At 43.7% G+C, this 25,964-nt stretch carries 21 protein-coding genes, 3 tRNA genes and 3 rRNA genes; 23 read left to right on the top strand and 4 right to left on the bottom strand.

All coding sequences use genetic code 11. The features are described 5' to 3' along the window. The first annotated feature begins 61 nt into the window (after nucleotides 1–61). From I2432_RS08720 to I2432_RS08615, 22 genes are all read left to right on the top strand, one after another. A 16S ribosomal RNA gene (locus tag I2432_RS08720) occupies nucleotides 62–1,610 on the top strand. A 55-nt stretch (nucleotides 1,611–1,665) separates the two neighbouring features. Continuing rightward, nucleotides 1,666–1,738 (top strand) — tRNA-Ala (locus I2432_RS08715). Between the two features lie 310 nt (nucleotides 1,739–2,048). Further along, nucleotides 2,049–4,948: ribosomal RNA gene (locus I2432_RS08710) — 23S ribosomal RNA — on the top strand. Nucleotides 4,949–5,032: 84 nt separating this feature from the next. Then, nucleotides 5,033–5,148: ribosomal RNA gene (gene rrf, locus I2432_RS08705) — 5S ribosomal RNA — on the top strand. Together the 16S, 23S and 5S rRNA genes with 3 tRNA genes alongside form the textbook arrangement of a ribosomal RNA operon. Before the next feature lie 5 nt (nucleotides 5,149–5,153). Then, nucleotides 5,154–5,227: transfer RNA gene (locus tag I2432_RS08700), tRNA-Asn, on the top strand. Nucleotides 5,228–5,465: 238 nt separating this feature from the next. Beyond that, nucleotides 5,466–5,539 (top strand) — tRNA-Arg (locus I2432_RS08695). 88 nt (nucleotides 5,540–5,627) lie between these two features. Then, entirely contained in the window at nucleotides 5,628–6,113 is a 486-nt protein-coding gene (locus I2432_RS08690; protein ID WP_111678543.1) for a competence protein ComX, read from the top strand. Nucleotides 6,114–6,251: 138 nt separating this feature from the next. Next, complete coding sequence (locus I2432_RS08685; protein WP_037579990.1) at nucleotides 6,252–6,779, top strand: YqeG family HAD IIIA-type phosphatase; 528 nt, start codon at nucleotides 6,252–6,254, stop codon at nucleotides 6,777–6,779. Further along, a complete protein-coding gene (yqeH, locus tag I2432_RS08680; protein WP_043053403.1) occupies nucleotides 6,779–7,897 on the top strand; it encodes a ribosome biogenesis GTPase YqeH in 1,119 nt (372 codons plus the stop codon). Before I2432_RS08685 ends, yqeH begins: the two co-directional genes overlap by 1 nt. A 26-nt stretch (nucleotides 7,898–7,923) precedes the next feature. Next, on the top strand, nucleotides 7,924–8,232 hold the full coding sequence (gene yhbY / locus I2432_RS08675) for a ribosome assembly RNA-binding protein YhbY (RefSeq protein WP_012516273.1): 309 nt from the start codon (nucleotides 7,924–7,926) through the stop codon (nucleotides 8,230–8,232). A gap of 83 nt (nucleotides 8,233–8,315) precedes the next feature. After that, nucleotides 8,316–8,948: a nicotinate-nucleotide adenylyltransferase gene (locus tag I2432_RS08670; RefSeq protein ID WP_043026538.1), complete on the top strand. Its 633-nt coding sequence runs from the start codon at nucleotides 8,316–8,318 to the stop codon at nucleotides 8,946–8,948. Next, nucleotides 8,945–9,538: a bis(5'-nucleosyl)-tetraphosphatase (symmetrical) YqeK gene (gene yqeK / locus I2432_RS08665; RefSeq protein WP_012677396.1), complete on the top strand. Its 594-nt coding sequence runs from the start codon at nucleotides 8,945–8,947 to the stop codon at nucleotides 9,536–9,538. The genes I2432_RS08670 and yqeK overlap by 4 nt, the downstream gene beginning before the upstream one ends. Nucleotide 9,539: 1 nt before the next feature. Then, nucleotides 9,540–9,893: a ribosome silencing factor gene (gene rsfS, locus I2432_RS08660; protein ID WP_012677397.1), complete on the top strand. Its 354-nt coding sequence runs from the start codon at nucleotides 9,540–9,542 to the stop codon at nucleotides 9,891–9,893. Nucleotides 9,894–10,004: 111 nt separating this feature from the next. Further along, nucleotides 10,005–10,766 carry a class I SAM-dependent DNA methyltransferase gene (locus I2432_RS08655; RefSeq protein ID WP_304364313.1) on the top strand — a complete coding sequence of 254 codons (762 nt, stop codon included), beginning with the start codon at nucleotides 10,005–10,007 and terminating at the stop codon, nucleotides 10,764–10,766. Nucleotides 10,767–10,875: 109 nt separating this feature from the next. Then, nucleotides 10,876–11,976: a nucleotidyltransferase gene (locus I2432_RS08650; RefSeq protein ID WP_206158733.1), complete on the top strand. Its 1,101-nt coding sequence runs from the start codon at nucleotides 10,876–10,878 to the stop codon at nucleotides 11,974–11,976. A 354-nt stretch (nucleotides 11,977–12,330) separates the two neighbouring features. Further along, the gene (locus tag I2432_RS08645; protein WP_043053402.1) at nucleotides 12,331–13,047 is read left to right on the top strand and encodes a MerR family transcriptional regulator; all 717 of its coding nucleotides are present in this window, start codon (nucleotides 12,331–12,333) and stop codon (nucleotides 13,045–13,047) included. A 140-nt stretch (nucleotides 13,048–13,187) separates the two neighbouring features. After that, entirely contained in the window at nucleotides 13,188–13,904 is a 717-nt protein-coding gene (locus I2432_RS08640; protein WP_111678539.1) for a YebC/PmpR family DNA-binding transcriptional regulator, read from the top strand. Between the two features lie 221 nt (nucleotides 13,905–14,125). Further along, nucleotides 14,126–14,971 carry an amino acid ABC transporter substrate-binding protein gene (locus I2432_RS08635; RefSeq protein WP_111678537.1) on the top strand — a complete coding sequence of 282 codons (846 nt, stop codon included), beginning with the start codon at nucleotides 14,126–14,128 and terminating at the stop codon, nucleotides 14,969–14,971. Nucleotides 14,972–15,343: 372 nt separating this feature from the next. After that, entirely contained in the window at nucleotides 15,344–16,189 is an 846-nt protein-coding gene (locus tag I2432_RS08630; RefSeq protein ID WP_111678535.1) for a MetQ/NlpA family ABC transporter substrate-binding protein, read from the top strand. A 75-nt stretch (nucleotides 16,190–16,264) separates the two neighbouring features. Next, entirely contained in the window at nucleotides 16,265–17,638 is a 1,374-nt protein-coding gene (locus tag I2432_RS08625; RefSeq protein WP_111678533.1) for a M20/M25/M40 family metallo-hydrolase, read from the top strand. Further along, nucleotides 17,631–18,695 carry a methionine ABC transporter ATP-binding protein gene (locus I2432_RS08620; RefSeq protein WP_111678531.1) on the top strand — a complete coding sequence of 355 codons (1,065 nt, stop codon included), beginning with the start codon at nucleotides 17,631–17,633 and terminating at the stop codon, nucleotides 18,693–18,695. Before I2432_RS08625 ends, I2432_RS08620 begins: the two co-directional genes overlap by 8 nt. After that, nucleotides 18,696–19,388, top strand: a complete 693-nt coding sequence (locus tag I2432_RS08615; protein WP_012677405.1) for a methionine ABC transporter permease — start codon at nucleotides 18,696–18,698, stop codon at nucleotides 19,386–19,388. 38 nt (nucleotides 19,389–19,426) lie between these two features. Here I2432_RS08615 and brnQ read toward each other — a convergent pair whose 3' ends face one another. Then, a complete protein-coding gene (gene brnQ, locus I2432_RS08610; RefSeq protein ID WP_111678529.1) occupies nucleotides 19,427–20,818 on the bottom strand; it encodes a branched-chain amino acid transport system II carrier protein in 1,392 nt (463 codons plus the stop codon). 427 nt (nucleotides 20,819–21,245) lie between these two features. On the opposite strand from brnQ, the gene sstT reads away from it, so the two are divergent. Further along, a complete protein-coding gene (gene sstT / locus I2432_RS08605; RefSeq protein ID WP_043030134.1) occupies nucleotides 21,246–22,460 on the top strand; it encodes a serine/threonine transporter SstT in 1,215 nt (404 codons plus the stop codon). Between the two features lie 201 nt (nucleotides 22,461–22,661). Here sstT and ktrA read toward each other — a convergent pair whose 3' ends face one another. From ktrA to rsmG, 3 genes are all read right to left on the bottom strand, one after another. Then, nucleotides 22,662–23,336 carry a potassium uptake transporter gating subunit KtrA gene (gene ktrA / locus I2432_RS08600; RefSeq protein ID WP_012516259.1) on the bottom strand — a complete coding sequence of 225 codons (675 nt, stop codon included), beginning with the start codon at nucleotides 23,334–23,336 and terminating at the stop codon, nucleotides 22,662–22,664. A gap of 9 nt (nucleotides 23,337–23,345) precedes the next feature. Beyond that, the gene (ktrB, locus tag I2432_RS08595; RefSeq protein ID WP_111678527.1) at nucleotides 23,346–24,722 is read right to left on the bottom strand and encodes a potassium uptake transporter channel subunit KtrB; all 1,377 of its coding nucleotides are present in this window, start codon (nucleotides 24,720–24,722) and stop codon (nucleotides 23,346–23,348) included. A 519-nt stretch (nucleotides 24,723–25,241) separates the two neighbouring features. Next, nucleotides 25,242–25,955, bottom strand: coding sequence for a 16S rRNA (guanine(527)-N(7))-methyltransferase RsmG (rsmG, locus tag I2432_RS08590; RefSeq protein WP_111678525.1), 714 nt, complete (start codon nucleotides 25,953–25,955; stop codon nucleotides 25,242–25,244). Nucleotides 25,956–25,964: the final 9 nt, after the last annotated feature.

Genomic DNA, 25,964 nt, shown 5'->3' with positions numbered 1-25,964 from the left:
GAAGTAACCTGTCAATAAAGAAACAAGTCAGTAATGACGTCGAGTTAAGAGCTCAAACTAAATTAAAGAGAGTTTGATCCTGGCTCAGGACGAACGCTGGCGGCGTGCCTAATACATGCAAGTAGAACGCAGAGGTCAGGTGCTTGCACTGGACTGATGAGTTGCGAACGGGTGAGTAACGCGTAGGTAACCTACCTGATAGCGGGGGATAACTATTGGAAACGATAGCTAATACCGCATAAAAGCCAATGACCCATGTCATTGGCTTGAAAGAAGCAAACGCTTCACTATGAGATGGACCTGCGTTGTATTAGCTAGTTGGTAGGGTAAAGGCCTACCAAGGCGACGATACATAGCCGACCTGAGAGGGTGAACGGCCACACTGGGACTGAGACACGGCCCAGACTCCTACGGGAGGCAGCAGTAGGGAATCTTCGGCAATGGGGGGAACCCTGACCGAGCAACGCCGCGTGAGTGAAGAAGGTTTTCGGATCGTAAAGCTCTGTTGTTAGAGAAGAACAGTGATGGGAGTGGAAAGTCCATCATTTGACGGTAACTAACCAGAAAGGGACGGCTAACTACGTGCCAGCAGCCGCGGTAATACGTAGGTCCCGAGCGTTGTCCGGATTTATTGGGCGTAAAGCGAGCGCAGGCGGTTTAATAAGTCTGAAGTTAAAGGCAGTGGCTTAACCATTGTATGCTTTGGAAACTGTTAAACTTGAGTGCAGAAGGGGAGAGTGGAATTCCATGTGTAGCGGTGAAATGCGTAGATATATGGAGGAACACCGGTGGCGAAAGCGGCTCTCTGGTCTGTAACTGACGCTGAGGCTCGAAAGCGTGGGGAGCAAACAGGATTAGATACCCTGGTAGTCCACGCCGTAAACGCTGAGTGCTAGGTGTTAGGCCCTTTCCGGGGCTTAGTGCCGTAGCTAACGCATTAAGCACTCCGCCTGGGGAGTACGACCGCAAGGTTGAAACTCAAAGGAATTGACGGGGGCCCGCACAAGCGGTGGAGCATGTGGTTTAATTCGAAGCAACGCGAAGAACCTTACCAGGTCTTGACATCCCGATGCTATTCTTAGAGATAAGAAGTTACTTCGGTACATTGGAGACAGGTGGTGCATGGTTGTCGTCAGCTCGTGTCGTGAGATGTTGGGTTAAGTCCCGCAACGAGCGCAACCCTTATTGTTAGTTGCCATCATTAAGTTGGGCACTCTAGCGAGACTGCCGGTAATAAACCGGAGGAAGGTGGGGATGACGTCAAATCATCATGCCCCTTATGACCTGGGCTACACACGTGCTACAATGGTTGGTACAACGAGTCGCAAGCCGGTGACGGCAAGCTAATCTCTGAAAGCCAATCTCAGTTCGGATTGTAGGCTGCAACTCGCCTACATGAAGTCGGAATCGCTAGTAATCGCGGATCAGCACGCCGCGGTGAATACGTTCCCGGGCCTTGTACACACCGCCCGTCACACCACGAGAGTTTGTAACACCCGAAGTCGGTGAGGTAACCGTTAAGGAGCCAGCCGCCTAAGGTGGGATAGATGATTGGGGTGAAGTCGTAACAAGGTAGCCGTATCGGAAGGTGCGGCTGGATCACCTCCTTTCTAAGGAAAAATGGAAGCATGTTTGGAAGTCTTATTTAGTTTTGAGAGGTCTTGTGGGGCCTTAGCTCAGCTGGGAGAGCGCCTGCTTTGCACGCAGGAGGTCAGCGGTTCGATCCCGCTAGGCTCCATTATCTAGGATACAAAGAAATGTTTGGGTTACCTAATTTTCTGTATTCTAAGATATATAAGATATCGTTCAAGTAATTGAACACGACCTCATTTTTTAGGAAAAAAGATAAATCTCCTCGTGTGTAAAGCACACATCGTCGATTTCCTATTTTTCTACAAAAATGCCCAACAAGTTGGGACGGTCTTAGTATCTTAATCTTGTCCATTGAAAATTGAATAACTATATCACATTCCGCAATCAAAAAAGATTGTAAGAAAGTAACAAGAAATAAACCGAAACGCTGTGATAACGAGTTTAAGAAAAAATAAGGTTAAGTTAATAAGGGCGCACGGTGGATGCCTTGGCACTAGAAGCCGAAGAAGGACGTGACAAACGACGAAATGCTTTGGGGAGCTGTAAGTAAGCAAAGATCCAGAGATGTCCGAATGGGGGAACCCACTAGCTAATGGCTAGTATCCATAACTGTTAAGGTTATGAGAAGGAAGACGCAGTGAACTGAAACATCTAAGTAGCTGCAGGAAGAGAAAGCAAACGCGATTGCCTGAGTAGCGGCGAGCGAAAAGGCAGGAGGGCAAACCGAAGAGTTTACTCTTCGGGGTTGTAGGACTGCGTTGTGGGACGACAAGATTATAGAAGAAGGCCTTGGGAAGGGTCGCCACAGAGAGTAACAGCCTCGTATTCGAAATAGTCTTTAACCCTAGCAGTATCCTGAGTACGGCGAGACACGAGGAATCTCGTCGGAATCTGGGAGGACCATCTCCCAACCCTAAATACTCACTAGTGACCGATAGTGAACCAGTACCGTGAGGGAAAGGTGAAAAGCACCCCGGGAGGGGAGTGAAAGAGAACCTGAAACCGTGTGCCTACAAGAAGTTCGAGCCCGTTAATGGGTGAGAGCGTGCCTTTTGTAGAATGAACCGGCGAGTTACGTTTACGTGCGAGGTTAAGTTGAAGAGACGGAGCCGAAGGGAAACCGAGTCTTAATAGGGCGCAAGTACGTGGACGTAGACCCGAAACCATGTGACCTACCCATGAGCAGGTTGAAGGTGCGGTAAGACGCACTGGAGGACCGAACCAGGGCACGTTGAAAAGTGCTTGGATGACTTGTGGGTAGCGGAGAAATTCCAAACGAACTTGGAGATAGCTGGTTCTCTCCGAAATAGCTTTAGGGCTAGCGTCGATATAAAGTCTCTTGGAGGTAGAGCACTGTTTGGGTGAGGGGTCCATCCCGGATTACCAATCTCAGATAAACTCCGAATGCCAATGAGATATGATCGGCAGTCAGACTGCGAGTGCTAAGATCCGTAGTCGAAAGGGAAACAGCCCAGACCACCAGCTAAGGTCCCCAAATAACTGTTAAGTGGAAAAGGATGTGGGGTTGCACAGACAACTAGGATGTTAGCTTAGAAGCAGCTATTCATTCAAAGAGTGCGTAATAGCTCACTAGTCGAGTGACCCTGCGCCGAAAATGTACCGGGGCTAAAACAGTTTACCGAAGCTGTGGATTACCGTTAAGGTAATGGTAGGAGAGCGTTCTATGTGTGATGAAGGTATACTGTGAAGAGTGCTGGAACGCATAGAAGTGAGAATGCCGGTATGAGTAGCGAAAGACAGGTGAGAATCCTGTCCACCGTAAGACTAAGGATTCCAGGGGAAGGCTCGTCCGCCCTGGGTTAGTCGGGACCTAAGGAGAGACCGAAGGGTGTATCCGATGGACAACAGGTTGATATTCCTGTACTAGAGTATATAGTGATGGAGGGACGCAGTAGGCTAACTAAACCGGACGACTGGAAGAGTCCGGCTAAGCAGTGAGGTGTGATGTGAGTCAAATGCTTACATCTATAACATTGAGCTGTGAAGGGGAGCGAAGTTAAGTAGCGAAGTTAGAGACGTCACACTGCCAAGAAAAGCTTCTAGCGATACGTATACTCTACCCGTACCGCAAACCGACACAGGTAGTCGAGGCGAGTAGCCTCAGGTGATCGAGAGAACTCTCGTTAAGGAACTCGGCAAAATGGCCCCGTAACTTCGGGAGAAGGGGCGCTGACTGCAAGTCAGCCGCAGTGAATAGGCCCAAGCAACTGTTTATCAAAAACACAGCTCTCTGCTAAATCGCAAGATGATGTATAGGGGGTGACGCCTGCCCGGTGCTGGAAGGTTAAGAGGAGTGCTTAGCGCAAGCGAAGGTATGAATTGAAGCCCCAGTAAACGGCGGCCGTAACTATAACGGTCCTAAGGTAGCGAAATTCCTTGTCGGGTAAGTTCCGACCCGCACGAAAGGCGTAATGATTTGGGCACTGTCTCAACGAGAGACTCGGTGAAATTTTAGTACCTGTGAAGATGCAGGTTACCCGCGACAGGACGGAAAGACCCCATGGAGCTTTACTGCAGTTTGATATTGAGTATCTGTACCACATGTACAGGATAGGTAGGAGCCATAGAAGTCGGGACGCCAGTTTCGATGGAGGCGTTGTTGGGATACTACCCTTGTGTTATGGCTACTCTAACCCACTAGGCTAATCGTCTAGGGAGACAGTGTCTGACGGGCAGTTTGACTGGGGCGGTCGCCTCCTAAAATGTAACGGAGGCGCCCAAAGGTTCCCTCAGATTGGTTGGAAATCAATCGCAGAGTGTAAAGGTATAAGGGAGCTTGACTGCGAGAGCAACACCTCGAGCAGGGACGAAAGTCGGGCTTAGTGATCCGGTGGTACCGTATGGAAGGGCCATCGCTCAACGGATAAAAGCTACCCTGGGGATAACAGGCTTATCTCCCCCAAGAGTTCACATCGACGGGGAGGTTTGGCACCTCGATGTCGGCTCGTCGCATCCTGGGGCTGTAGTCGGTCCCAAGGGTTGGGCTGTTCGCCCATTAAAGCGGCACGCGAGCTGGGTTCAGAACGTCGTGAGACAGTTCGGTCCCTATCCGTCGCGGGCGTAGGAAATTTGAGAGGAACTGCTCCTAGTACGAGAGGACCAGAGTGGACTTACCGCTGGTGTACCAGTTGTCTCGCCAGAGGCATAGCTGGGTAGCTATGTAGGGAAGGGATAAGCGCTGAAAGCATCTAAGTGCGAAGCCCCCCTCAAGATGAGATTTCCCATAACGTTAAGTTAGTAAGAGCCCTGAGAGACGATCAGGTAGATAGGTTAGGAGTGGACGTGTGGTGACACATGGAGCGGACTAATACTAATAGCTCGAGGACTTATCCAAAAGATGAAACCAGTCGCTATTGACAGCTTAAGGAATTCTTGTTAGACTATAGTTATTCAATTTTGAGTGGAGAAGACTCGTAAGTTAAGTGACGATAGCCTAGGAGATACACCTGTACCCATGCCGAACACAGTAGTTAAGCCCTAGAACGCCTGAAGTAGTTGGGGGTTGCCCCCTGTGAGATACGGAAGTTGCTTAGCTTAGATCCGCCATAGCTCAGTTGGTAGTAGCGCATGACTGTTAATCATGATGTCGTAGGTTCGAGTCCTACTGGCGGAGTTTGACTCCATGTCAACTGTAGTGGGTTGATTAACAACGAACATTTCGAGGGGACCAAGTTGGTGCTCTCTTTTTTGGTACTAAAGATGATGTGTTTGGTTGTTTTTCATGATAAGGCTTACGGGATTGTTTTGGACAATCAAAGGCTCTGCCCCCCTGAGTAGTCTTACCTATTCCAGATGGTATAGAGCCTTGCTTTTTAGGAGATAGTATGGTAAGATAGCAGTGGTTAAGAAAAGCACCCTTAGCTCAACTGGATAGAGTACCTGACTACGAATCAGGCGGTTAGAGGTTCGACTCCTCTAGGGTGCATAGCAAGGCAACAGGACATTTCTGTCCTGTTGTTTTTTTGTTTGTCTCCTTATAATAAGGCTACTAAGCATGAAAAGGAGAAAGTATAATGACTGATGATTTAGTGAGGTTGTTTGATAAGATCAAGCCTATTATTATGAAGCTAAGACGGCATTATTATATTCAGCTGTGGGAGCTAGATGATTGGTTACAGGAGGGACGGTTGATCTTGTATCGGTTGTTGGTTACTTATCCAGAATTGATAGAAGATGAGGAGAAGCTGTACCGTTATTTTAAGACCAAGTTTTCCTCTTATTTGAAGGACGTGTTGCGGCAGCAGGAGAGTCAGAAGCGTCGGTTTCATAAGATGGCTTATGAGGAGATTGGGGCGGTAGGCCATGCGATACCAGCAGGTGGCTTGGGAGTAGATGATTATGTGGCTTATCAGTTGATTGTGAAGGAGGTTGAGGAGCAATTGACAGAGAGCGAGCTGTTACAGTTTAGGGCTTTGATCAGGGGAGAGCGGTTTGAGGGGAGACGGGCCTTGCTTCGCAAGATAGGACCTTACTTTCAGGACTTTACTGGTGAGAAATAAGGGGGAGTTCCCGGAATGTGCTTAAAAAGGCTTATTGTGCAGGGAGAATCCTGCTTTCCCTTCTTTTTCATTTGATTTTGAATGCTATTTCTGGTGAAATATGGTAAAATAAAAAGTACTAATTATTTTGGAGATGAAATGAGTGTCGATGATTATAGGCCGACCTATGCGGTAGCGGCTGTTTATGATTTAAGAGCAAATGATTTATTGCGTCAAGGGATTACGGCTGTGTTGGTGGATTTAGATAATACCTTAATCGCCTGGGATAATCCTGATGGAACTCCGGAGGTTCGTGCTTGGTTAGATGAGATGACGATTGCAGATATTAGTGTGGTGGTTGTGTCAAATAACACATATTCACGTGTGGAGCGCGCTGTTTCGCGGTTTGGTGTTGATTTTATTGCTCGTGCCATGAAGCCTTTTGCCTATGGTATTAATAAGGCTATTGATCGTTATGGCTTTGATCGTGATGAGGTCGTTATGGTCGGAGATCAGCTAATGACTGATATTAGGGCTAGTCATCGGGCAGGAATTAAGTCTGTTTTAGTAAAGCCTCTGGTAACATCAGATGCTTGGAACACTAAGGTTAATAGATGGCGTGAGCGTCGTGTTTTGGCAAAATTAGAAGAAAAATATGGAAGGCTAGTATATCAAAAAGGGATTTAATGGAAGAATTATTTTGTATCGGCTGTGGTATTCAGATCCAAACGACAAGAAAGCAAGAGGCTGGCTTTACACCTGCTGCTGCTTTGGCAAAGGGAATTGAAGCTAGGGAGGTTTACTGTCAGCGCTGCTTTAGATTACGTCACTACAACGACATTACAGATGTTCACATCACTGATGATGAGTTTTTGAAGCTGCTCCATGAGGTGGGAGATAGTGATGCCTTGGTTGTTAATGTGGTTGACATTTTTGATTTTAATGGCTCGGTTATTCCTGGCCTATCACGCTTTGTTGCTGGAAATGATGTATTATTGGTTGGAAATAAAAAGGATATTCTTCCGAAGTCTGTTAAGGACAGCAAGGTGACACAGTGGTTGACAGAAAGAGCTCATGAAGAGGGCTTGAGACCTCTTGATGTCCTGCTGACGAGTGCGCAGAATAAATATGCTATTAAAGAGCTGATTGAACGGATCGATCAATTGCGCCAAGGGCGAGATGTCTATGTTGTTGGGGTGACTAATGTTGGAAAGTCGACCTTGATTAATGCCATTATTCAGGAAATTACTGGGGATAAGGATGTGATTACAACGTCACGCTTTCCTGGAACCACTCTTGATAAAATCGAAATTCCTTTAGATGATGGTAGCTTTATCTTTGATACTCCTGGTATTATCCATCGTCACCAGATGGCTCATTATTTGTCAGCTAAGAATTTGAAGTTTATCAGTCCTAAAAAGGAAATTAAGCCTAAAACCTACCAATTAAATCCGGAGCAAACGCTTTTTTTAGGTGGCTTGGCGCGATTTGATTTTATTAGCGGTGAAAGACAAGGCTTTACAGCTTATTTTGATAATCAATTGCTCCTCCATCGGACAAAATTAGAGGGTGCAGATGCTTTTTATGACAAGCAGGCAGGGCAACTGCTGACTCCTCCTGATAAAAAGGAGCTTGATGATTTTCCTCGGTTGGTTCGTCATGAATTTCTGCTGGATCAAAAAGTGGACGTTGTTTTTTCTGGTCTTGGTTGGATTCGTGTTAATGCTAATAAGGAAACTGCAACTAAGGTGGCGGCTTGGGCTCCTGATGGTGTTGCAGTAGTCGTTCGCAAGGCGATTATTTAATAAATAAAAAGAAAAGTGGAATAAAAATGCTTACAAGTAAACAAAGAGCCTTTTTAAAGGCTGAGGCCCATAGTCTTAAACCGATTGTTCAGATTGGTAAAAATGGCTTGAATGATCAGATTAAAACCAGTATTCGTCAAGCCTTGGACGCTAGAGAGCTGATCAAGGTTACTCTGTTGCAAAATACTGATGAAACAATTCATGAGGTGGCAGAGATTTTAGAAGAGGAGATTGGCTGTGATACGGTTTTAAAGATTGGTCGGATCCTTATTTTGTTTAAGGTGTCAGCTAAAAAAGACAATCGCAAGCTATCAGTTAAGGTCAAATCGATCTAGCGAGAGCTTTTGCTAGGCTAAGACGTTTAGGTCTGCTGTGTCAGTGCTGACAACATGAGTAATGGTGATATTTTGGAGAGGTTATGGCTTTAGAACTTTTGACGCCTTTTACGAGGGTGGAATTAGAAATGGAAAAAAAAGATAGCAATCGCAAGCAGGTTGGTATCTTGGGAGGGAATTTTAATCCTGTTCATAATGCTCATTTAGTGGTGGCTGACCAGGTTCGTCAACAATTGGGGCTTGATCAGGTGCTTTTGATGCCTGAGTTTAATCCTCCGCATGTTGACCACAAAGAAACAATTGATGAAAAACATAGGCTTCGTATGCTGGAGCTGGCTATTCAGGAGACAGAAGGTCTAGCGATTGAAGAGATTGAGCTTACACGTCAAGGGGTTAGCTATACCTATGATACGATGAAGTTGTTAATTGAGCAAAATCCTGACGTGGATTATTATTTCATTATTGGTGCGGATATGGTAGATTATTTGCCAAAGTGGCACCGTATTGATGAGTTGATCCATATGGTGCAGTTTGTCGGCGTGCAAAGGCCTAAATACAAGGCTGGTACCTCTTATCCGGTTATCTGGGTAGATGTCCCCTTGCTAGATATTTCCTCAAGCATGATTCGTGACTTTATCCAAAGTGATCGTCAGCCTAATCATTTATTACCAAAGGCTGTTTTAGACTATATTCATAAAGAAGGCCTGTATCAATGATGTATCAAGATTATGTTGGCTATAGACGTGATGAGCTGTTAGGAAAAATTGCTGAGCAGATGAGCGATAAGCGCTTTAAGCATGTTCTTGGCGTGGAAAGGGCTGCTATTCACTTGGCAGAGCGTTACCATTGTGATCCGATTAAGGCTGGGTTAGCAGCTCTACTGCATGACTATGCCAAGGAATGTCCTGATGAGCTTTTTATAAGCTTAATTGACAAATATCAGCTGGATCCTGAGCTTCTTAAATGGAACAATAATATTTGGCATGGTATGGTTGGCATTTATAAGCTTCAGGAAGATTTGGGGTTAAAAGACAAAGGCATTTTGCGGGCAATTGAGATTCATACTGTTGGCGCTGCTGAGATGACGATATTGGATAAAATTCTGTACGTTGCAGATTATATTGAGGAAGGTCGAGTGTTTCCTTTGGTGGACGAAGCTAGGAGAATAGCAGAGCTTGATCTAGATAAGGCAGTTGCCTACGAAACAGCTCATACAGTTGCTTATTTGGCATCGAAGGCTCAGCCGATTTTTCCGCAAACTATTGATACTTACAATGCCTTTGTGCATTATTTACATGAGGAATAAAATGAGAAAAGAAGAACTTTTAGAAATTGTGATTAAGGGTGCTGATGAAAAGCGTGCTGAGGATATGCTAGCTCTTGATCTGGCTGGCTTAACAAGCCTAACGGACTATTTTGTTATTGTAACGGCAACCAATAGTCGTCAGTTGGAGGCGATTGCTGACAATATTCGTGAAAGGGTTAAGGAAGCAGGTGGTGATGCTAGTCATGTTGAAGGAAACAGTCAGACTGGTTGGGTGCTGCTGGATTTGAATGATGTGGTCGTGCATATCTTCTCAGAAGATGAGCGTTATCATTATAATCTTGAAAAGCTTTGGCATGAGGCTCCAGCTCTGGAGCTTAGTCACTATTTAGGATAAAAAAGCAGCCGGCTCTGGGCTGTTTTTTACAATAAGAAACAGAAAGGAAGTTGGCATTAGAGGCAGGATTGCCTAAGAGGTAAGCTCTTGTAGTACTTGCTGTGAGACGTGCTGACTGTATCAAATAATATGCAAAAGAATTATGATACCTTCGCATCAGTTTATGATGCCATTATGGACGACTCGCTTTATGATAAGTGGACAGCGTTTTCGCTTCGTCATTTACCTAAAAGCAGGGATCAGCAACAGCTTCTAGAGTTGGCCTGTGGGACTGGTATTCAATCGGTTCGATTTGCTCAGGCAGGCTTTGAGGTTACTGGCTTGGATCTTAGTCAAGAAATGCTAGAGGTTGCTAAAAAGCGAGCTCAATCAGCTAAGAAGGCCATTACCTTTGTGCAAGGCAATATGCTGGATCTGTCACAGGCTGGATCGTTTGATGTGGTGACCTGCTATTCGGATTCGATTTGTTATATGCAGGACGAGATTGAGGTGGGTGATGTCTTTAAAGAGGTCTATCAGGTTTTGAATGATGGCGGTATTTTTATGTTTGATGTTCATTCTATTTATCAGATGGATCACCTTTTTCCTAGTTATTCTTACCATGAAAATGCTGAGGAATTTGCTATGGTTTGGGATACCTACAAGGCTGAGGCTCCACATTCAGTGGTGCATGAGCTGACCTTTTTTATTCAGGCTGAGGACGGCCATTTTTTACGCTTTGATGAGGTACATGAGGAGCGTACCTATGATATCTTGACCTACGATATTTTGCTGGAGCAGGCTGGCTTTAAGTCTTTCAAGGTTTATGCAGATTTTGAGGATCAGGAGCCAACAAAGACAAGTAAGCGCTGGTTTTTTGTTGCACAAAAATAGCTGTGGCTAAGACAGGTCAGCGAGCGGTTTTGTGGTTTAGTGGCTCTGTATTGAGTCTGTGGCAGGTCTTGATGATAATAGGAATAGATGCGAAAGGTAGGACAATGTTATGACTGTCACTGGTATTATTGCTGAATTTAACCCTTTTCATTATGGGCATCAGTACTTGCTATCACAGGCAAAGGGTCTAAAAATTGTTGCGATGTCGGGGAATTTTGTGCAGCGAGGAGAGCCGGCACTTGTGGATAAGTGGGTACGCACGCAAATGGCATTGGAAAATGGAGCTGACCTTGTGGTGGAGCTCCCTTTTCTGGTTTCTGTTCAATCTGCAGATTATTTTGCTCAGGGAGCTGTGGATATCTTGATGAGACTTGGGATTGAGACTCTTGCCTTTGGGACTGAGCAATTGCTTGATTACCAGAAGCTGTCTAGGCTATATAGTGAGCAAGCAGAGCACATGACTGCTTATTTGGCCACCTTACCTGATCATCTGTCTTATCCACAAAAAACACAAAGCATGTGGGAGGCCTTTGCAGGCCTTAGCCCTACTGGTGATAGGCCAAACCATCTTTTAGCTCTATCTTATGTCAAGGCCAGTGCAGGGAAAAAGCTGCAATTGCAGCCGATTAAGCGTCTGGGGGCAGGCTTTCATTCAGAAGCCAAGGATCAATGCTTGTCATCAGCTACAGCGATTCGTAAGCATATCGCTGACAGAGCCTTTGTGGAAAAATCATCACCCAATGCAGCTCTTATTTTGAGGGCTCCTCAGGTGACCTGGGAGCATTATTTTCCTTTGTTAAAATATCACATTCTGACAGCTCCAGATTTAACACAGTTTTTTCAAGTTAATGATGAGCTAGCTAGTAGAATCAGCGCTGCTATTCGGAGCGTAGCGACGGTAGATGAGCTAGTAGAGGCGGTTGCAACCAAGCACTATACCAAGGCAAGGGTGAGGCGTGTGTTGACCTATATCTTGGTTAAGGCTGTGGAAGCCCCATTGCCGGAAGGCATTCATGTTTTGGGCTTTTCAAAAAAAGGTCAGGCTCATCTTAAAACAATAAAAGCTTCTGTGCCGCTAATCAGTCGTATTGGAGCTAAGCCTTGGGATCAGTTGACTCAACGAGCTGACACTGTTTATCAGCTGGGGCATATGGATATGCCAGAACAGACTTGGGGACGCGTGCCGATAAGGCCAGGGGCGATGAATTGAGCGTTACTAGAAGCAAACCACTGTCTTTGTATGACACGCTTAGAGGACCAGCAAGAGCTTCTAAGAAGTTCGGGTAGGCACTATAGTCAGTTGGTAAAGGTGTTGTTAGAGTAGTTCAGGTGACTCTTTGCTGGTATAAAGGTCAGATAGACTGCCTTTGCTTGCTAAGCTGTTTTTCATTGCTGATAAGAAGATAGTTAGCAAGAACTGTCAGCTCATGGAAGCTTATCATTTAAGATCAAAAAAGTTAAGTTTATTCTTGACTCTCTCCCTACGTGATAGTCTATACTTGTTGTTGAGGTGGAAATAGCCATACTAGTTGGAGCTCTTCTGACCTCACTAAGGAGGAATACCATGAAAACCGTAAAAGAGGTTAGTCAATTGACAGGGCTTAGTGTACGCACCTTGCATTATTATGATGAGATAGGCCTGCTGCCTCCTACAATGGTGGGAGAAAATGGTTATCGCTTTTATGACGCTGCTGCCTTGAGACGCCTGCAGGACATCTTACTTTTTCGTGAGCTGGCATTTCCTCTAAAAACGATTAAACAATTGCTGGACAGTCCTAGCTATGACCAACAAGCAGCCCTTGCTGCTCAGATTAAGATGCTAGAGCTACGCAAGGCTCATTTAGAAAAGGTTATTGCTCATGCTAGGACTTTACAAAAAGGAGGAGAAACCATGACCTTTGACATTTATAGTAAGTCACAGCTAGAAGCCTTTCAACTAGAGGCTAAGGAGCGTTGGGGAGAGACAGAGGCCTATATGGCTTATGAGGCCAAAGTCAATCAGCCTAGCGCAGAGCAGCTTATCAAGGATATGGGGGAGATCTTTTCAATCTTTGGTCGTATGCTGGATCAGCCTGTAGCAGAGCTAGCAGTACAGCAGCAGGTAAAGGCTCTGCAGGATTACATTAGTCAACACTTTTACGATTGCTCAACTGAGATCTTATCAGCTCTTGGTTGTATGTATCTTGAGGATGACCGCTTTAGAGCGGCTATTGATCATATGGGTGGTGCAGGAACGGCAGCCTTTGTCAGCCGAGCTATTAGCTATTATTGTCAGCAATAAGCTGCTAAGTGCATATCACTGGCTGCTATTCCTAATTTACGAACCCTTTTGAAAGTGCTATAATGATAGAGTTAAAGCTAATTTAACTCTGCTTATTCTAAAAAGAGCTTAATCAAAATTGTATTTTAGAGGAGAATCCAATGGGACGTAAATGGGCAAATATTGTTGCAAAAAAAACTGCTAAAGACGGTGCAATATCAAAGGTTTATGCTAAGTTTGGTGTTGAAATCTATGTGGCTGCTAAGCAAGGAGAGCCTGATCCTGAGTTGAATACAGCCCTCAAGTTTGTCATTGATCGGGCAAAGCAGGCACAGGTGCCAAAGCATGTTATTGATAAAGCCATTGATAAGGCAAAGGGTAATACTGATGAGACCTTTGTTGAGGGACGCTATGAGGGCTTTGGACCAAGTGGGTCAATGATTATCGTAGACACCTTGACGTCAAATGTGAACCGTACAGCTGCCAATGTTCGTGCTGCCTATGGTAAAAATGGCGGTAATATGGGAGCGGCTGGATCAGTTTCTTACTTATTTGATAAAAAGGGGGTTATCGTTTTTAAGGGCGATGACGCAGACAGTATTTTTGAGCTGCTCCTAGAGGCTGATGTTGATGTTGATGATGTAGAGGCAGAAGACGGATCAATTACTGTTTATACAGCACCAACAGATCTGCATAAGGCTATTCTTGCTCTTCGTGAATCAGGTATATCAGAGTTTCAGGTGACTGAGCTTGAGATGATTCCTCAGTCTGAGGTAACTCTTGAGGGGGATGACCTTGCTGTTTTTGAAAAGCTGGTTGATGCCCTTGAAGCAGATGATGATGTGCAAAAGGTCTATCATAATGTAGCTGATGTCTAAGCCCTAAGACTATCATGTAAACAGAGCCGAGATTTCTCGGCTCTGTTCATTTTCCTATAATCGAGCTCTGTAGAGGCTGAGTATGACTATCTGTCTTTTATGGTAACAGCTGACGTAGTAGCTGATTGTCACATGGTGTTGCTTTAGCAGAGTTCAATCATTAGTATCTTATGATAAAAAATGATAAACTAATCTTATGAATCATAAAGGAGTAGAGGACAATGACAATAAAACGTTATTTAGGTTTAGCTGGCTTGGCCGTACTGTCTGTGGGTATGCTAGCGGCATGTGGCACAAAGGAAAAATCAGCTTCGAGCACAAAGGACACACCAAAAGAGGTTATCTTTGCGACAGTTGGAACAACTGCCCCCTTCTCATTTGAAAAGGAAGGACAATTGACAGGCTATGACATCGAAGTGGCTAAGGCTGTGTTTAAAGATTCTGAGAAGTACAAGCTTCAATTTAAGAAAACAGAATGGTCATCTATTTTTACAGGCTTAGACTCTGGAAAATATCAAATGGGTGGCAACAATATTTCATACACTAAGGAACGCTCAGCCAAATATTTGTTTTCTTATCCAATTGGTGCAACCCCGTCAGTGCTAGTTGTGCCAAAGGATAGTGATATCAAGTCTTATGATGATATTAAGGGTCATTCAACACAGGTGGTGCAGGGAACAACGACTGCTGCTCAGCTAAAGGCCTTCAACGAAGAGCATGCTGATAATCCTGTTGAGCTAAAGTTTACCAACGAAACCATCACTCAAATGCTAACTAATCTGAATGAGGGCAAGGCTGATTTTAAGATTTTTGATGCTCCAACGGTTAATGCTATTATTGATAATCAAGGCTTAGAGCACTTGAAAACAATTGAGCTGGCGACAAGTGAGCAACCCTTTATCTACTTTATTTTTAGTCAAGATCAAGAGGAGCTACAGGCCTTTGTCAATAAGCGCTTAGAGGAGCTGACAGCTGATGGCACACTCAGTAAAATTGCTAAAAAGTATCTAGGTGGCGATTATGTTCCAGCTAAGCAGGATTTGAAGCTTCCTACAGCAAAATCCTAAATTGGCTGTAAAGACCAACAACGATATAAGCGACTATTTGGCTTAAAACCAAGCTGTTAGAAGGCTTGCTTTTAAGCCTTTTTAAATGCCTTTATGGCCTACCAAGGCTTTTCAAGTGACCTAGTGTCTAGGGCAGCAGCTATTAAGACCTGTTGCCTTATTTCGATGGTGGTTTTGAGGTAAAAGGTCTGTAGTAAGAGTCTTGACTTAATTAATGCTTGCTTGGCTAGTCTGTCAGTTGGTTTAGGTTTGGTGTTTTGACTAGAGATTATAGCTAATGACTATACCTTATCCTAAAATTTACCAATTTGAATGCGAGAGTCATTTCGTATAAAATAAACTCATTGAAAAAATGAAAATGAGGAATCAAATATGACTATTAAAAAAGCTGTCAGCTTTGTTAGCCTTGCTCTTGCTTCAATAGCTCTAGTAGCCTGCTCTGGTAAGCAGGACGACAAAAATACCTTGACCATTGGGGTAATGACTAAAACAGCATCTGATCAAGCCAGATGGGATAAGATTGAAGAGCTGCTGAAAAAGGATAAGATCACTCTAAAGTATAAAGAGTTCACAGATTATTCTCAGCCCAACAAGGCAGTTGCTAATGGTGAGGTTGATGTCAATTCATTCCAGCATTATAACTTTTTGGATAATTGGAACAAGGAAAACAAGGCAGACTTGAAGGCTATTGCTGAAACCTATATCAGCCCGATCCATCTCTTTTCAGGGACCAGTCAAGACGGTAAGCCTAAATACCAGTCGATAGATGAGCTTCCAGATGGGGCTCAAATCGCAGTACCAAACGATGCGACAAATGAAAGTCGTGCCCTGTATGTGCTTCAAGCAGCAGGCTTGATAAAGCTCAATGTGTCAGGCGATAAGCTGGCAACCATTGCAAATATTACAGAAAATAAGAAAAAGCTAGATATTAAAGAATTAGATGCGAGTCAGACAGCGCGTGCCTTGACGTCAGCTGATGCTGCTATTGTTAATAACAGCTATGCCATTCCTGCGAAAATTGATTTTAAAACATCTCTTTTTAAGGAAAAGGCTGATGAGAATGCCAAGCAATGGATTAATATCATTGCCGCGCAAAAGGATTGGGAAAAGTCTGCTAAGGCAGATGCGATTAAAAAATTAATCAAGGCCTACCATACTGATGATGTGAAAAAAATTGTGGACAAAACCTCAAACGGTGTTGATGTCCCTGTATGGTAAAGGCTAGCTAACAGTAGCAACAGGAGGATAAGTGGCGTGTGAAGCACGCCCTTTCTTATATTAGGAGGAAAATAGATGACAGCTATGGAGAATCAGCAGCTTCTAAAAAGGATTTGGGAGGATCAGCTCACACAGGATTATCTTGTGTCGTTGGGGCACTTGATTGCTAGTAGGTCTATTTTTGCTCAGGCTGTCGGCTTAGAAGAGACAGCAGACTATCTAAAGGAGCTGTTTGCTCAGGCCGGTGCTGAGGTTATTGTTGATAAGACTTATGCAGCCCCCTTTGTCCTAGCACGCTTTAATAGCTCTAGGCCAGCTGCTAAGACGCTGATATTTTACAATCATTACGATACAGTGCCAGCAGATAGTGATCAAAAGTGGACGAGTGACCCTTTTACCTTGACAGCGCGTGATGGCTATTTGTTTGCGCGCGGCGTTGACGATGACAAGGGGCATATCATTGCTAGATTGACTGCTGTTGTGAGATACCTAAAGGAGCATGCAGACCTTCCGCTTAATATTGTCTTTATGATAGAGGGAGCTGAGGAGTCAGCCTCAGTGGATTTGGATCGGTATCTGGCGCTATATAAGGATCAGTTAGTGGGGGCTGAGCTGCTGATTTGGGAGCAGGGTATTCGTAATGAACATGATCAGCTTGAAATAACCGGTGGTAATAAGGGGATTTTGACCTTTGAGATGTCAGTAGATAGTGCTCGTTGTGATATTCATTCTAAATATGGTGGTGTTATTGAGTCAGCTGCCTGGTATTTGCTTCAGGCCCTATCAAGCTTGCGGAATCATCGTGGGGAATTGCTGGTGCCTGGTATTTATCAAAAAGTCGTTCAGCCAACTGAGCGAGAGCTAGATTTAGTTGAGACCTATGCGATTGAAAATGCCCAAGCTCTAAAAAAGCTTTACGGACTGGAGCTTCCTATGTTACAATCAGAGCGTCGTCAATTGTTAGCAGCTTATTACTTTCAGCCCTCCATTAACATTCAAGGGCTGTGGACTGGCTATCAAGGACAGGGGGTTAAGACGATCATTCCTTCACAGGCTACTGCTAAACTGGAGGTTCGTTTGGTTCCTGGCTTAGAGCCTGAGTATGTCTTTGATCAGATTAGGTCTTATTTGCTCAATAAGGGCTTTGACCAGATCAAGCTGACCTATACTTTGGGTGAGATGAGCTATCGGAGTGATCTTTCATCGTCTGCTATTAGTCAGCTGATTGCAGCAGCTCAGCCTTTTTACCCTAAGGGGCTATCTCTTTTGCCGACATCAGCAGGAACAGGCCCTATGCATACTGTTTTTGAAGCCCTGCAGGTTCCGATTGCCGCTTTTGGCTTAGGGCATTCTAATAGTTGTGATCATGCAGGTGATGAAAACATTGCTATTGTAGATTATTGTCGGCATATTGCATTAATAGAGGAGTTAATAACATCTTATGAGTGAACCAATGATTCAATTAGATCATATTGATATTACCTTTCACCAAAAAAAACGTGTGATTGAAGCCGTTAAGGATGTAACGCTTCATATCAATCAAGGAGATATTTATGGCATTGTTGGCTATTCTGGTGCCGGTAAATCAACCCTAGTGCGTGTGATTAACCTGCTGCAGCAGCCAACAAAGGGAAGCATTACAATTGATGGGGAGCTGACCTTTGATCAAGGGAAGGTTCAGCTGTCTGCTAATAGCCTACGTGAGAAGCGTCGTGATATTGGCATGATTTTTCAGCATTTCAATCTGATGGCGCAAAAAACAGCTCGGGAAAATGTTGCCTTTGCTCTGCGCCATTCTCGATTGTCTAAGGCTGAAAGAGAAAAAAAGGTAGCTGAGTTATTAGAGCTAGTTGGCTTATCTGAGCGTGCAGACAATTATCCAGCACAGCTGTCTGGTGGTCAAAAGCAGAGGGTTGCTATTGCGCGTGCCCTTGCCAATGATCCTAAAATATTGATTTCTGACGAGGCGACCTCAGCGCTAGATCCCAAAACGACTAAGCAGATTCTAGCTCTTTTGCAGGAATTAAACCGCAGGCTAGGCTTAACGATTGTCATGATTACGCATGAAATGCAGATTGTCAAGGATATTTGTCATCGTGTGGCTGTTATGCAGCAGGGAACCTTAATTGAAGAAGGCAGTGTTTTGGATATCTTCTCAAATCCAAGAGAGCCTTTGACGCAGGAGTTTATCAAGACAGCGACTGGTATTGATGAGGCACTTGAGAAAATTAACCAGCAGGATATTGTCAAGGAGCTACCAGCTAATGCTATTTTAGCTCAGCTCAAGTATGCAGGGACATCGACTGACGAGCCTTTACTTAACCAGATTTATCGCCAGTTTGAGGTGACCGCTAATATTCTTTATGGGAATATTGAAATCCTAGATCAGGTACCAGTTGGTGAGATGATTGTTGTTTTTGAAGGTGCAGCAGCAAGTATTGAGGCGGCAGAAAAAGTCTTGCATGAGGCTGGCGTCGATGTCACTATTTTAAAGAGAGGGGCTTAAATGTTAGAATTGTTTCAGGCTTATTTGCCAAATGTTTATGAGCTTGGCTGGTCTGGTGATGCTGGCTGGGGAGTAGCCATTTGGAATACCTTGTACATGACGATCGTTCCATTTATTGTAGGTGGAGCTATTGGTTTATTTATTGGTCTTTTGCTGGTACTGATGGGGCCAGATGGGGTGATTGAAAATCGACTGGTTTGTTGGCTTCTAGATAAGCTCACGTCGATTTTTCGGGCTATTCCCTTTGTCATATTGATTGCTATTTTAGCAAGCTTTACTTACCTGATTATGGGAACAACCCTGGGGGCAACAGCAGCTCTGGTGCCTTTGACCTTTGCTACCTTTCCCTTTTTTGCGCGTCAGGTCCAGGTTGTTTTTTCAGAGCTTGATAGAGGTGTGATTGAGGCTGCACAGGCTTCAGGAGCTACCTTCTGGGATATTGTCAGGGTTTATCTGAGTGAGGGCTTACCAGACCTGATTCGTGTGTCAACAGTGACCTTGATTTCCTTGGTTGGTGAGACAGCGATGGCAGGAGCTATTGGTGCTGGAGGGCTTGGTAATGTCGCGATTTCCTATGGCTATAACCGTTTTAACAATGATGTGACGTGGGTTGCCACCCTTATTATTCTCTTGCTGATCTTTGCGATTCAATTTATCGGAGACAGCCTGACAAGGCATTTTAGTCACAAATAACAAAACTGCTCAGAGCTTTATTAGCTCCAAGCAGTTTTTTAATGTCCTGATGCTGTAAGGTGAGGTGCTTTTGCCTTGCTGATAATAAGACCTAAGACAAAACCTAAGATGGAAAAGCTAATCCAGCCCATTGAAAATTGGCCGAGTGGCACCAACTTTTCAAAGAAATAGGAAAGACCATCAGGCAAGGTAAAGAGCTTGGTTAGCTGCGATAGGGTAGCTAGAGCGTCGTACAGTGCTGGAATGATGGTAAGCCCAATCGTCGTTCTGTAGACAAGAGGAGCATTGCCAAAGGATTTTTGGATCAGAACAAGGACAATCAAATCGACAGTCAGTGGATACAAGAGGTACAAAACAGGAGATGACCAATTGATAATAACTGACAAGCCACCGAAGTAGAAAAAGGCAGATACAAGGGTAAATAGAGTTGCCCAAGCAACATGTGATACCCTTGGCGCTAGCTTGTGGAAATACTCTGCGCTTGAAGTGATAAGCCCAGTTGAGGTGGTCAGGCAGGCTAAGAAAATGACAATCGCAAGAAAGGCTTGCCCAATACTGCCTAGGTAAAATCGTGAGGCGTGGCTTAAAATTTGTCCCCCATTGACAGCACTATTGTTTAGGGTGAAATGCCCATCAACAAAAGGAAAAAGAGATTGTGAGGTCGCACCGATCCGTCCCACAAAAATATAAACAAAGGCTAGCAGCAAAATGGCAATGGCCCCAGAGATAAGGGTGATTTTAGTGATTTCCTGATCGGTTTTAGCGCCAAATTGCTTTGTTGCTTCAATGACTAATATGGCAAAAACCAAGGAGGCTAGAGCATCCATAGTACCATAACCTTGAATAAGACCTGCAATGAAGGGAACGTCCTTAAAGGCATTGTTGATACCGGCTCCAGCATTAAAGGCCTCGCCATAACCTCCAGCTGGGTGAACAAAAGAAGCGATGATTAAAATAGTAATCACAACCAGCAATGTCGGTGTCAGAAATTTACCAATGCTTTCGGCTAGCTTGTTTGGTCTGATAGCCAAGAAGTAAGATAAGCCAAAAAATAGCACAGCATAGATGGCTTTATTGATGACGCTATCTCCTAATATCGGGGCAATCCCAACAGAGAAGGAGGTAGCGCCTGTTCTAGGAATAGCAAAGAAAGGACCAATGGACAAATACAGGATTGATGAGTAAAGGATAGCATACCATTTTGAAATCGGCCGAGCTAAGCTTTCAACATCATCAGAGCCCGATCTTGCAACAGCAATGACACCAAGCAAGGGTAAAGATACACCAGTCAAGCAAAAGCCAATAATAGACCAAGGGATATTTTGTCCTGAATAGATGCCAAGAAAGGCCGGATAAATGAGATTTGCTGCACCAAAAAAGAGCGCAAACAGCATAAAGCCAATAACGATATAGACATTTTTTTCTTTCATTGCCTTAATAAGTCTTTCTTTTGATATAAATTTGAAGATTCCAATAATTTAATTGAAAACTCTTGAAAATAATAACAGTTGCTATTATACCTAAGTTTCTGAAAGTCGTCAACAATTATCAGACGATAGATCAAGCTGAGACCTAAAAAAGCGCTGAGGGGTATCTGGATAAAGCAGCTTAGCCTTTATTTTACAGCTTTTGAGAGGACTTGCTCACCTGCTGAATCTCTAATCAAGCCTTGCTAGAAAGAGTGGTCCAAGGCTTGGGGAGTCTTGATAATAGCTTTGCTGTTTTATTGATGAAAGAATCTGTCAGCTAGCTTGTGATAGTGGGGCTGCAGCGTTGTACAACATCCTTGCCTGATTTGACGAATAACTAAAATTATATTATGATAAAAAACATCTAACTTGAGCGAGGATAAACAAAATGAAAAGAATTCGTGACTTATGGGTCAGGACCAACCTGATTAAAAAAATAGGTATCGGGGTTGTTATAGGGCTTCTTTTGGGGATTTTATTGCCTGATGTAACAGCGATTGGCATTTTGGGGCAGCTTTTTGTTGGGGCTTTAAAGGCGATAGCTCCTCTCTTGGTTTTTGCCTTGGTGGCACAGGCTATTTCTCACCAAAGGTCAGGTCAGCAAACCAATATGACCTTGATTATTGTGCTTTATTTGCTTGGAACCTTTCTGGCGGCCTTGGTTGCTGTTATTGCTAATTACCTATTTCCTCTAACCTTAACCTTAAATACTCCGGTTAATACTGAGCTTTCACCACCACAAGGTATTGTTCAGGTCTTTCAGACGCTTTTATTAAAACTAGTGGATAACCCTATTAATGCTTTGGCTACTGCCAATTATATCGGCGTCTTAGCTTGGGCGCTAATCTTTGGCTTAGCCCTCAAGTCTGTTCCTTCAGATATTAAGCATTTGATCAAAACAGCTGCAGACGTGACGTCTCAAATTGTTGTTTGGATTATCAATTTAGCTCCGATTGGTATTATGGGCTTGGTCTTTTCAACTGTTTCTGAAAATGGCATTAGCATTTTGTCTGATTATGCTCTTTTAATTCTGGTCTTGGTAGGGACTATGCTCTTTGTAGCGCTAGTGGTTAACCCTTTGCTTGCCTTTGCCCTTACCCATCAAAATCCTTATCCTCTTGTTTTTAGGTGTCTAAAGGATTCTGGCCTTACAGCTTTTTTCACAAGGAGCTCGGCAGCAAACATTCCAGTCAATTTGCAACTATGTGAGGACTTGGGACTAAGTCAGGCGACCTATTTAGTATCTATTCCCCTAGGTGCAATGATTAATATGGGAGGAGCAGCCATCACGATCAATGTTTTGACACTTGCTGCTGTCAATACCTTTGGTATTCAGATTGATTTTCTGACTGCCCTGCTTTTGAGTGTGGTTGCGGCTATCTCAGCCTGTGGTGCTTCAGGTGTTACGGGAGGCTCTCTCCTTCTTATCCCGGTGGCGTGTAGTCTTTTTGGGATCTCAAGTGATTTGGCTATGCAGGTTGTTGGAGTTGGCTTTATTGTTGGTGTGATTCAGGATTCTTGTGAAACAGCCCTCAACTCATCAACTGATGTCCTCTTTACAGCCATTGCTGAAAAGGCCTTCTGGAAGCAAAAGAAGGCCTAGCCTTAATAGCTCTGTTAATACAGTTTATTAGTAAAAAAGAGGCTGGGACAAAAAGAGCTGCACTTTAGAAAGTCTTAACCTAATATACTTTATGACCTAGTCTCATGCATTAAAAAAGCGAACAAGTCTAGTTTTCGGAATCTCTGAAAACTAGACTTGTTCGTTTATTTTAGGTCAGGCTTTTGTCCCAGACCCGTTATGTTATTTGAGGTAGCCTAGGTAGTCAAACTTTTCAAAGGTATGATCGTTAGCGATAGCAACAATAATGGTGTCAGCCTCAAGTGGTTCAAAGGGCTGAACATTGGTGTCTAGGGTTTTGACCTCTTTTTGACGCATGCCAATAATATTAAGCTCGTATTTTCGACGAACATCAAGCTCTGAGAGCGATTTGCCCTCCCAGCTCTTAGGAATGGTGAATTCGATCATGGAAATCCCATGCTCTAGGTAGATAATGCTCTCAATGTGATGGCGTAAGAGATTTGAGGCCACTCGCTTTCCAGAGTCTCTTTCAGGAGTGATAACCTTGGTTGCTCCAATGCCATATAAAACCTCTTCAAAAATTTTGTTTTTAGCCTTTGCAATAATGGTTGGGACCCCTAATTTTTTACAGTGCATGACAGCTAGCACAGAGGACTCTAGGTTGTTTCCTGATGCGATGACAACTGTGTCACATTGCTCAACCCCTACTGCGATTAAAAAATCCTTATCAGTAATATCTCCAACAGCTGCCTTGGTAGCCAAATCAGCAATTTCTTTCACGTGGCTTTCTCTAATATCAATGGCAATGACATCTTGGTCGTAATTGCTTAATTCTCTGGCAACGGTGCGGCCAAAAATCCCTAGACCAAGAACACCAACAGTTTTTCGTTTTAACATGATTTCTCCTTAACCCACTAAAATATCAGTAGTGGCATATTGAATGGTTTTTTCTTTACGTTGAATTAGACTAATCAAAACAGTAATCGGTCCGACACGACCAACAAACATCAGCACAATAATGATTAATCGTCCTGCACTTGATAAATGTGGTGTGATGTCCATTGAGACCCCAACCGTTGCAATAGCTGAAATGGATTCAAATAAAAGCGGAATAGGAGCAATATCTGGCTCCACGCTTAGCAGTAGAATGTAGCCAATCATCAAGACTGCAAAAAAGAAAATCAAAACAGTCATGGTTTGCTTAATGGTCTTGTTGGCGATGATACGGTTACGAAAGGTTACCTCAGATTGACCGGAAAGCTCTGCCTTAAACAATAAAAAGGTGATGGCAGCAGTTGTGATTTTGATTCCTCCGGCAGTACCACCTGGAGCTCCACCGATGACCATCTGAATCATATAAAGAATATTGGTAGGAGCCAAGGTATCATTATAAGAAATAGTCGCAAAGCCTGCAGTTCTCATGGTTACCGTTTGGAAAAAGGACACCATCAGCTGCTGCGGTAGATTGTATCTGGCAATAGTATTGAGATTGTCCTTTTCCAAAAACCATGATAAAAAGGTGCCTAAAACAAGGATAACTAGGGTTGTTTGCAGCACTAAGCGTGACTGATTAGAAAACTTTTTAAAGGTGATGCCATAGCAGTGAGGCCTTTCAAAGAAGTATTTTTTAAAGGCAGTGCCTAAATCCACCCAAACAGCAAAGCCAAGTCCGCCAGAAATAATTAAGAAGGTGATAATAGCATTGATGGTAGGGTTTAACACAAAGTCCTTTAAGCTAGATGATCCTAGATTATCAAAGCCTGCATTACAAAAGGCAGAGACAGCCAGAAAGATACTGTTAAAGATACCATTTTTCCAGCCGAAGCGAGGGATAAAGTCAGTCATGATAACCAAGGCAGCAAAGGCCTCCAGTGAGAAGGTGACCTTATAGGCAAAAAAGAGGTATTTTTTTAAGTCCTTACTGTCACCACGATTGAGGGCGGATTGGAGCAAGGTTTGATCACTTAAACGCATTTTGCGCTTGAGTGCAAAGGTGCTGACCGCAATCAGAGTGACCAATCCAAGTCCGCCAATTTGCATGAGCATCATGGCAATTGTCTGACCAATGCCATTGTAGACATCTGCAACAGGAACGACAGAAAGTCCAGTTACACAGACCATTGACACCACGTTGAAAAAATGATCAAGGTAAACCGTATTAGGACCATTGCTGTAGTGGGTAAAAGGCATGGATAACAAGAGACTGCCTATCAAAATGACAATCGCAAAGCTAAAGGTTAGCCGCTGGGTCACCGATAAGGACTTGAAAAATGAGCGTTTCATGATTCCTCCTAATAATATCTCATACTATCATATCAAAAATACATTGAAAAAGCTAAGCAGTAACCTAGCTTTAGACTGAAGCAGCCCCTGTTTACGATAATACCTTTCTAAAATACTCTAAGGAACAATAGCTTTCTTTGACATGTCAGGCTTAAGCTTTTAGCCTAGAGCTTAAAAGCGCTGACTAATGTTTTCTAAAATCCTAAAAGCTTTAGTCATTGTTGCACAGTAGAAAGCAGAATTGTGAGCTCGCTCTAGCCCATGCTTTTTTGCTAGGCTTCAAAGAGGCTTGACGTCGTAAAGTATCAAAAGTAGTCTTGACAGGGTCCTATAGGGCCAATCTATCTATATCACTCAAGGCTGGCACCTAACTTGCGTGGTCATCATTAGCTATGGTCATAGCCTCAGCTCCCTACTGCCAGCCATTAGAAGCTAGGCTAGTGTATCAAGGACGCTACTTCAAAAAATGTTTCAGACAGCCTTTGATCAAGGCTGCCTGAAGCAGCATTCTATAGCCTCTTACAATGGTTTTTTATTAGGAATACCGGCTTTTCGAGGGTACTTGTTTGGCGTTTCCTTTTTCTTTTCGACAAGGGTGATATAGCGGGCATCTCCATTAGGGAGCTGGTAGGGCTGATGATCAAGCACCTTAGCAAAGAGTAGCTGAAGTGCCTTTTTAGCTTCTTCTAATTCTTGGTCTGCTGCCTGTGCCTTTAAAGCAATCAGTTTTCCCTTGATTTTTAAAAAAGGAATGGTTAACTCAGACAGGATCTGCATGCGGGCAACAGCCCTAGCAGTTACCAAATCAAATTGTCCGCGAAACTGCTTGTCTTGTCCAAAATCCTCTGCCCTACCATGATAGAAATGTACTCCCTCTAATCCTAGCTCTTTAGCAAGGAGCTGAAGAAAATGTATGCGCTTATTGAGAGAATCAATAATGGTAACATCAAGCTTTGGGAACATAATTTTCATAGGAATGCTTGGAAAGCCCGCTCCAGCCCCAATATCTAACAGCCTGAGAGGCTCGTTTGGAATGTATCCCTGTAAAAGTGGAGCAACAGAGTCATAAAAGTGCTTGAGATAGACCTCATTTTCTTCAGTGATGGCTGTTAGGTTGATCTTACGATTCCAATCAACCAGAAGCTTAAAATAAGTGTCGAATTGTTCTTTTTGATGATTTGTCAGAGCAAATCCTGCTTGCTCTAGGGCAAGGTAAAAGGCTTGGGGTGTCATATATATCCT

The sequence above is a fragment of the Streptococcus equi subsp. zooepidemicus genome (genome assembly GCF_015689395.1).
Classification (GTDB): domain Bacteria; phylum Bacillota; class Bacilli; order Lactobacillales; family Streptococcaceae; genus Streptococcus; species Streptococcus equi.
The sequence above is the reverse complement of the archived record's forward strand: the minus strand, read 5'-3'. Positions and strand labels throughout refer to the sequence as shown.